Source organism: Sediminibacterium salmoneum NBRC 103935 (assembly GCF_000511175.1).
GTDB lineage: Bacteria > Bacteroidota > Bacteroidia > Chitinophagales > Chitinophagaceae > Sediminibacterium > Sediminibacterium salmoneum.
Genome location: NZ_KI866530.1, coordinates 3,040,044 through 3,048,382, shown reverse-complemented (window position 1 = coordinate 3,048,382; position 8,339 = coordinate 3,040,044). Strand labels below are relative to the sequence as shown.

6 protein-coding genes are annotated in these 8,339 nt (G+C 41.8%); 4 read left to right on the top strand and 2 right to left on the bottom strand.

Annotated features, from left to right (window positions below):
* Together P767_RS18945 and P767_RS0114145 are read left to right on the top strand one after the other, a co-directional pair.
* Positions 1–317: NAD(P)-dependent oxidoreductase (locus tag P767_RS18945; RefSeq protein WP_037351908.1), on the top strand; the 317-nt coding region annotated here is incomplete at its 5' end.
* A gap of 17 nt (positions 318–334) precedes the next feature.
* On the top strand, positions 335–1,423 hold the full coding sequence (locus P767_RS0114145) for a hypothetical protein (RefSeq protein WP_026765051.1): 1,089 nt from the start codon (positions 335–337) through the stop codon (positions 1,421–1,423).
* A 13-nt stretch (positions 1,424–1,436) separates the two neighbouring features.
* On the opposite strand, the gene P767_RS0114140 is transcribed toward P767_RS0114145, so the two are convergent.
* Positions 1,437–2,360 carry a helix-turn-helix domain-containing protein gene (locus P767_RS0114140; protein ID WP_026765050.1) on the bottom strand — a complete coding sequence of 308 codons (924 nt, stop codon included), beginning with the start codon at positions 2,358–2,360 and terminating at the stop codon, positions 1,437–1,439.
* A 195-nt stretch (positions 2,361–2,555) separates the two neighbouring features.
* Between P767_RS0114140 and gyrB the strand changes: the two genes are divergently transcribed.
* Together gyrB and P767_RS0114130 are read left to right on the top strand one after the other, a co-directional pair.
* Positions 2,556–4,550 carry a DNA topoisomerase (ATP-hydrolyzing) subunit B gene (gyrB, locus tag P767_RS0114135; RefSeq protein ID WP_456113458.1) on the top strand — a complete coding sequence of 665 codons (1,995 nt, stop codon included), beginning with the start codon at positions 2,556–2,558 and terminating at the stop codon, positions 4,548–4,550.
* Positions 4,551–4,615: 65 nt separating this feature from the next.
* A complete protein-coding gene (locus P767_RS0114130; protein WP_026765048.1) occupies positions 4,616–4,822 on the top strand; it encodes a hypothetical protein in 207 nt (68 codons plus the stop codon).
* A gap of 64 nt (positions 4,823–4,886) precedes the next feature.
* Here the strand turns inward: P767_RS0114130 and mfd are convergent, their stop codons facing one another.
* Positions 4,887–8,318, bottom strand: coding sequence for a transcription-repair coupling factor (mfd, locus tag P767_RS0114125; protein WP_037351904.1), 3,432 nt, complete (start codon positions 8,316–8,318; stop codon positions 4,887–4,889).
* Between the last annotated feature and the right edge of the window lie 21 nt (positions 8,319–8,339).

The following is an 8,339-nucleotide window of genomic DNA, read 5'->3' as shown; positions in this document are numbered from 1 at the left end:
TGATTATCAATACCAGCAGGGGCGGATTGGTAAATACCAAAGATGCCATTCAGGCCTTAAAATCGGGCCATATCAGTGCATTGGGCATTGACGTATACGAGCAGGAGGACAAAATATTTTTCAAAAATCTTTCTGAAGACATCATTCAGGATGATGAAATTCAAAGACTGATGAGTTTTCCGAATGTATTGATTACTGCTCACCAGGCTTTTTTTACCCAGGAAGCTTTGGAGCAAATTGCTACAACAACGTTAAATAACATTCAGCATTTAACGGAAAACACTAACTTAATTTCTCAGGCTGCATTATTGACCTAAATTTTATCTTTACAGGAATGAAAGGATTGTATACTCTGATTGCTTGGTTGGGCATAATTGCCCTTGGATTCAGTTCCTGTTCCAAAGAACTTAGTTCAGAAGGACCTGGTTTTGGCGGCACTGCTGCCGGTACACTGCTCGATAGTATGGGCAATTGCCAGACCGTTGTGGTAAAAGGGCAGTACAAGGAACTGGAAACATTAACCGACAGCAATTATATCCTGGTTAAAGTAAATTTAACCACCCAGGGCAAGTACACTATTTTCTCTGATACCACCAATGGTATGTGGTTCAGGGATTCCGGTTTTGCCTTTGTTCAGGGTGCCAATACCATCAAGCTTAAAGGAAAGGGACAACCCATTCTGCCCGGCACTTTTACATTTCAGATTAATTTTGGCAACAGTGCCTGTCTGGTAAATATTACCACCATCGGAAGCGTGAACAATGGATCATCCACGGCAGACTATCTTCCTGTAAGGGCCAATGGATATATTGATTACGAATTAAGCCCGGCATTTCCGGCAACCAACGGAGGATTGATTCCTGAATTCCGGGCAACCATTGCCAGCAATTTATTTCAGGGAATTTACAACAATGTAAACAGGACCTATAACCGTTATTCAACCAGTGCAGGGGACCAGTTATTTGTAAGAAAAGACGGAACGGGCAAATACTATCAATTCGGATCACCGGAATTCGACTACCTGTATATTTACGATACCATTGTGAATAACGAAAGAATGGACTTTGTTTATCTGGACGAATCTAAAAATCCGGGTCAATCCTTTGATACAGACAGCTTACGAGTAGGTTTCTTTGACTCTAATACCAATGCATTAGTTTACGGTTGGGCTAAACTCAGAATTACTACTTTATTTAAGGGTAGACAAATGTCATTATTGGGAACTTTATACACAGATATCATAACAGTAAAACGAGAGCTGTATTTTAAAGCCGATGCTGCAGGAAGTTATAGTCCTCTTAATTTAGTGGCAGAACTATCCTATGCCAAGGGAATCGGATTGGTAGATCAAAGGGTATTTGAAGCTACCGCTTCAGGCACAACCGTACAATCCATTACCATCAAGGGCTGGAACGGTTTGTAATAAGCGGAAGGCATTATTTCAAAAGCTCACAAGGCTTCAGTCCGGTATGCTTTTTAAAAGCGGCCGAGAAATGAGAGATAGAGGAATATCCAAGCAAAGCGGATACATCCGTAACACTTAAACTTTTTTCGTACAGCAAATACTTGGCGTGTTCCATTCTTTGCTGCTGATAGAAATCGAATATGGTGGTTCCAAAAACTTCCTTGAATCCCTTCTTAAGATAACATTCATTCATGGCAACCTTGCGGCTCAATTCCTTGATAGTAATGGGATCTCCAATATGTTGCAAAAGAATATCTCTTGCCTGATATATTCTTTCCTTGCCACTGTCATCTGCCAAAAACTTACAGGCAAATCCTTCTTCTTTTTCGTGCACCAGACAGTCCATACTGTACAATAACAACTCGTGTACTTTGGCATTCACATAGATATTCTCCATAGAACCCGAATAACTATGGTTCAATAAAGCATCCAGTACATTTCTGTTACGGACACATAATGGAAACAACTTGGTGAACGCGTTGGGATGTTTAAAAGCCAGCACTTCGTCTTTTCGGTTGGCTAATTTTACATTATGCACAAACTGCTTCAGGAAACTGGCAGTAAAATGAAAAGTAAATACGTCCATGGTATGCATTTTACCACTGCAATTCATGGTAGGCAATTCATTACAGGATCCGCAGCTTCTTTCCGCACAATATTTGTTTCCGGAAATACAGAAACGAAGTTCCAGAAAGTTTTCCTTAGGCTTCTTTTCGTTATAATGGTAAACCAGCATACCGCTGTCGTCTGTAATCCAGGCTGGCTGGGCATAATACCGGCGGATGGTATACTGAATTGACCCTGGAATATGCTGCTCTTTCTTGTAAAGCAGGTCCATTCCGGCATCCAGTCCCCCTTTTTGCGCTTGTTTCAATATGTCCATTACGGTATTCATGCAACAACAAAATTAATGTATAAACATCTATTTGGCAAATCCCGGGTGCTCATTAGCAAATCTTTTGCATTTCCGAAGCTGAAACAGCCCTGGTTTCATTCATGAAAAAATGGGGAAAACTCAGCCTGTAAAGCGGTCAAAATCCCCCCGAAAACGCCTACATTTGTAAGCTTGCATAATATAACCAAAACGCAAGTGAGACAAGACTTTATGAGCGACGAATTAGAACAACAACACGCAGCAGAAAACAAAAATTACGGGGCAGATAGTATACAGGTTTTAGAGGGATTGGAAGCGGTTCGGAAAAGACCGGCCATGTACATTGGCGATGTAGGCGTAAAAGGATTGCACCACCTGGTTTATGAAGTAGTGGACAACTCCATTGACGAAGCCCTTGCCGGTTATTGTAAAAATATATTTGTTACCATTCACGAAGACAATTCCATCAGTGTTCAGGATGATGGCCGTGGTATTCCAACTGCCATGCACTCCAAAGAAAAAAAGAGTGCACTGGAAGTGGTAATGACAGTTCTGCACGCAGGAGGTAAGTTCGATAAAAACACCTATAAGGTTTCCGGAGGTCTGCACGGTGTTGGGGTGAGTTGTGTGAACGCTTTGAGTACCAAATTGCTGGTAACTGTTCAGAGAGAAGGAAAAATATTTGAACAGGAATATTCTATTGGTGTTCCTAAATACGCGGTTCGCGAAATTGGCACCAGCGATATTACCGGAACCAAAGTTCATTTCTGGCCGGATGCTACCATTTTCCAGGAAACCGTTTACCGCAAGGAAATTCTGGAAGGCAGATTGAGAGAACTGGCTTACCTGAACCGTAAAATCAATATTACCCTTACCGATTTAAGAGAGCTGGACGAAGCAGGAAATGCTTACAGCAATCATTTCTACAGCGAAGGGGGGATTATTGAATTCGTAGAAATGCTCGACAGAAATGCCAACAGAAATCCTATTCTAACAGCGCCTCTATTTGTGGAAGGACACGACGAAGCCACCAATGTGGCAGTGGAAGTGGCATTAACCTATAACGACGACTTTAAAGAGAATATCTTCTCTTATGTAAACAATATCAATACCATAGAAGGTGGCACCCACGTTACCGGTTTCCGTCAAGCCCTTACCCGTGTATTCAAAAGTTATGGAGATAAGGAAGGCTTGTTTGAAAGAGCAAAAGTTTCGGTTGAAGGGGATGATTTCAGAGAGGGCTTAAGTGCCATTATCTCTGTTAAAGTGCCTGAGCCACAATTTGAAGGACAAACCAAAACCAAGTTAGGTAACAGCGAAGTGAGCGGGGTAGTTCAAACAACTGTGGCGCGTGCTTTGGAAGCTTATCTGGAAGAAAATCCTAAAGAAAGCAAGCAGGTAATTTCTAAAATTATTCTGGCAGCACAGGCAAGAGTGGCCGCGAAAAAAGCCAGGGACATGGTACAAAGAAAGACCGTATTGTCTGGTGGTGGCTTACCCGGTAAACTGGCAGATTGCAGCGAAAAGGATCCGGTTAAATGCGAACTATACCTGGTGGAAGGAGACTCGGCAGGTGGTACAGCCAAACAAGGCAGGGACCGCAGCTATCAGGCTATTTTACCTTTAAGAGGTAAAATCCTGAATGTAGAGAAAGCCATGGAGCATAAGATTTACGAGAACGAGGAAATCCGCAATATGTATACGGCGCTGGGAGTAACCGTTGGAACCCCGGAAGACCCGAAAGCACTGAACACAACCAAATTAAGGTATCATAAGTTAATCATCATGACCGATGCCGATGTGGACGGATCGCATATTGCCACATTGATACTTACTTTTATATTCCGTTATATGAAGGAACTGGTAGAACAGGGCTGTGTTTACATTGCTCAACCCCCGTTATACCTGGTTAAGAAAGGAAAGGAACAGGAATATGCTTATAGTGAAGAACAAAGAAAAGGCCTGATTGAGAAACTGGGTGGAGGCAAGGAAGACAGCGTTACCATTCAGCGATACAAGGGTCTGGGTGAAATGAACGCCGAACAACTTTGGGAAACCACCATGGATCCATCCAGAAGAACCCTTAAAAGAGTTACCATTGAGAGCGCCGCAGAAGCAGACCGTATTTTCAGTATGCTGATGGGCGACGAAGTGGCTCCGAGAAGGGAATTCATTGAAAGTCATGCCAAATACGCCAGAATTGACGTTTAGGCAAAAAAGCAGTATCTTGTTTACCTAACCCAAACCCTATTCATTAAAATTAAATTCAACAAACAATGGACACTTCAAAAATGATTAAAGCATATTGCCTTAAAACAAAGGAAAAAAATGTACCCATGCACGACGCTGTTATCACCAAAACTGCAAAAGGCGGTTATATGGCAGGTGGACACGATGGCAAGGGAAATAAAATGGCAGCTATCATGAGTGAAGCAAAAGCCTTACAGGCAATTGCAGATGGCGTTGCGAAAAAAGGATTCTAATTCCTCTTTTTAAAAAGATTGAAACCCCGGCTTGTCCGGGGTTTTTTATTTTGGTTTCTACCTATTAACTGATAGATAAAGTTTCTGTTGCCTGCTTAGCTAGAACAGTCTTATGCATATGCGTCAAAAAACGATGCATTTCTTCCATTCCCTTCACGGGCTCTACCACCAGTAAAAACACTTTTCCGGTTTGTTTAAGCCTTCCTTTATTGGTACCTGTCTGCAGATAAGCCAGTACATTTTTAAACAGTTCTGATTCAAAATAGGGAGAATCGGGCTTATTAATAAAATAGCAACGCAGCACTTCGTCTTTCAGGGTCATTTTTTCAAATCCCATATCTACTGCAAGTTTCCGGCATTTAACGGTTGTAAATAAATCTTCCACTGCGGCAGGTACCGGCCCAAAGCGATCCTGTAGTTCAAGGTGAAAGTTGGCCAGCTCATTATCATCTTCACAATTGTCCAGTCGGGTATACAGAGAAAGTCGCTCTGTAATACTTTCTACATAACTATCCGGTATAAGAATTTCCAAATCGGTATCAATAGTACAATCGCTTACAAAATCGTCCTGCTTGCTAATTTCTTCCTTGAATAAATCCTTGAAAGAAGAACGCTTTAATTCCTTAATGGCTTCTTCCAGAATCTTCTGGTACATTTCAAAACCAATTTCGGCCATGAATCCGCTCTGCTCCCCTCCCAGCATATTACCAGCCCCTCTGATATCGAGGTCGCGCATGGCAATCTGAAACCCGCTTCCCAAATCGCTGAATTGCTCCAATGTCTGCAATCTTTTTCGGGAATCCACGGGCAAGGTACTCATAGGAGGCGCCAGTAAATAACAAAATGCTTTTTTATTGCTTCTGCCTACCCTGCCTCTTAACTGATGCAAATCACTCAAACCAAATTGATGGGCATTGTTAACGATAATGGTATTTACATTCGGAATATCCACACCGCTTTCTACAATATTGGTACAAACCAGCACATCGTATTTACGCTCTATGAAGTCCAGAATTTTTTCTTCCAGTTCGTGTCCTTCCAGCTGACCATGAGCATAGCCGATACTGAGATCCGGACATAGTCCCTGAATCAGGGCACTCATTTCTGCCAGCCCCTGAATCCGGTTATGAATAAAGAATACCTGTCCTCCTCTTTCTGTTTCAAAATAAATGGTGTCCCTTATAAAGTCCTGATTGAATACCTGCACTTCCGTCTGAATGGGCTGACGATTCGGGGGCGGTGTATTAATAATACTTAAATCCCTTGCCCCCATTAAACTAAACTGCAGGGTCCGGGGGATGGGAGTCGCCGTTAAGGTTAAGCAGTCCACATTGGTTTTTAGCGTCTTCAGTTTCTCCTTATGCGCCACCCCAAATTTTTGCTCTTCATCAATAATCATGATGCCCAGGTCTTTGAAAGAAACTTCTTTGCCCAGTAAACCATGGGTTCCCACAATAATATCAATCTTGCCCTCTTTTACTTTTTGAAGGGTTTCTTTCTTCTCCTTAGCCGATTTAAAACGGTTGATATAATCCACGGTTACCGGAAAATCCTTGAGTCGGTCCTTGAAGGTTTTATAGTGCTGAAAAGCAAGAATGGTTGTTGGAACCAGAATAGCTGCCTGCTTTCCATCCACCACCGATTTAAAAGCAGCGCGAATAGCAATCTCCGTTTTTCCAAAACCCACATCACCACAGACCAGCCGATCCATGGGTGCTTCCTGCTCCATATCTCTTTTTACATCTGCGGTTGCCTTACTCTGATCCGGTGTGTCCTCGTAGATAAAAGAAGCTTCCAGTTCGGTTTGCATATAATTGTCCGGCGCATGGGCAAACCCTTTCTGTGCTTTGCGTTGCGCGTATAGTTTAATCAGGTCAAATGCAATCTCCTTTACTTTTGCCTTGGTCTTCTCCTTTAATCTATTCCATACATCACTGCCCAGTTTATTTATCTTGGGCACGGTTCCTTCCTTACCGGTGTACTTTGAAATCTTGTGCAGGGAATTGATGTTTACATACAGTATATCGCTGTCTTTGTAAATAATTCTGACCGCTTCCTGAATTTTGCCGTTTACTTCCAGCTTTTGCAAGCCACTATAGGTTCCTACACCATGATCAATATGGGCTACATAATCACCGGGCTGTAAATCACGGAGTGTTTTTAAAGTAAGTGCTTTGTTCTTGTTGTATGCCTGCTTTACCCTGTACTTATGATAACGCTGAAAAATCTGGTGATCGGTATAACAAACCAGTTTTAATGCATGGTCAATGAATCCTTCATGAATGCTGGTACCAATAGGCGTAAACTGAATTTCAGTTTGAAGATCCGTAAAAATGGTATGCAGTCTTTCCAGCTGCTTTACCTGATCCGCAAAAATAAATATGCTGTAACCCGCACCCTCCAATGATTTCAGGTCTTTAATCAATAACTCAAATTGTCTGTTGAAAGCAGGTTGCGGTCTGGTATCAAAAACCAGCTCCTCTGTTGTGAGTTGTGGTTTAAATCCAAACTCAATCATTTTTTTCTGCTGCAGAATAGGTAATAAACGGCTGGCTGTAATGAAGTCAGCCGCTGATACAGACTTTAAAATATGTTGTTCTTCTTCGTCCTGTTGTTTGGTAAAATAGCCTTCCGCTTGTAATTGCAGAAAACTGTCAAAATCAGATTCCTGTGTTTTTATTTTCTCTTCAATCACATCCCAGTCTTTTAACCACACAACGGTGTTATCGGGCATAAATTCAAACAAGGAAATTTTTTCACCTGCATCCGCACCTGCCGTATCCGGTAAAATATCAACGTTGGGAATAATATTCACCTGCAATAGTTTCCGCTCACTCAATTGTGTTTCAGGATCAAAAATCCGGATGCTGTCTACTTCATTCCCAAAGAGTTCAACACGATAGGGCTTTTCATTTCCAAAAGAATAAATATCCAGAATCCCTCCTCTTAATGCAAACTGACCAGGTTCATACACAAAATCGGTACGTTCAAATCCATACATGACAAACAGATCCATCAGGCTCTCCGGCTGAATAGTGTCATTTGTTTTGATGCTGATGATATTACTGCTGATGGTACCGGGCAATATTACTTTTTCAAAAATAGCTTCGGGATAGGTTACTACTATTTTCTTGTTTCCACCACCGGACAATTTGGTTAATGCTTCGGTGCGAAGCATTACATGAGAACTATTGAGCAGTCGGAAATTTTTCCTGTTTTTAAAACTGGAAGGAAAGTAAAACAGATCTAAGGCGCTGGTAAGATTTTCGAGTGTGTTATGAAAATAAGCAGCTTCTTCAGCATCATTCAATACAATCAGGTGATTCAGGTCTTTCCCCTCATCATGCTGAAATACTGCACTTACAATAAACTCAGCACTGCTTCCCTGTAAATTTTTCAAATACAACTGTTGTGGATCGGCATAGCTTACCCGTTTCACCAGCTGTTCTACCAGGGGTGATTGCAGGTATTGATGCATTAGATGCGGCAGATTCATGATCACAGTCCTTCAAAAGGA